General features: G+C 63.7%; 1 protein-coding gene. It reads left to right on the forward strand.

The window, feature by feature from the left end; all coding sequences use genetic code 11:
- Nucleotides 1–334: 334 nt before the first annotated feature.
- A partial coding sequence (locus JNK74_30460; GenBank protein MBL7650491.1) for a hypothetical protein occupies nt 335–510 on the forward strand: 176 nt, incomplete at its 3' end.

The following is a 510-nucleotide window of genomic DNA, read 5'->3' on the forward strand; positions in this document are numbered from 1 at the left end:
GTCCTGACCTTCGGCTAGCACTGATGACATTTCGCCCTCCTCAAACTCACGGATACAGAACCGCCACCTTGCCAGACGGGGCAGCGGCCTTATCCCGCAACGCAACATCCGAAAATCCGGACATCAGCACCGATGCGGGACCGAGATACTACCGCATTGCAATAACAGGAGATGCATGACCGAATTCACCAAGCGGCATTGAAGCCGCCGGGCCGCGCTGCCGTAATCAAGGCCAGCAAGCCCGGGGGGATCTTCGATCCGGCCAGTGACGGCCCCACCCTGACAGGCAGCACAACGACGGACTGCCACCCCATCGCCCAGACCACCCCGCCGCATGCCACACGCCCCTTACCTGCGCCAACTCGCGATCATCGGCACTGCCTATGTGATCTGCGGCCTGCTGGCCCTGCACATCGCCATTCCCCCAGGCTACGTTGCCCCCCTTTACCCCCCTGCCGGCATCGCCCTGGCGGCCGTCCTGATTTACGGCCGCGGCATCTGGCCGGCCAT

It is taken from the genome of Candidatus Hydrogenedentota bacterium, from assembly GCA_016791475.1.
GTDB lineage: Bacteria > Hydrogenedentota > Hydrogenedentia > Hydrogenedentales > JAEUWI01 > JAEUWI01.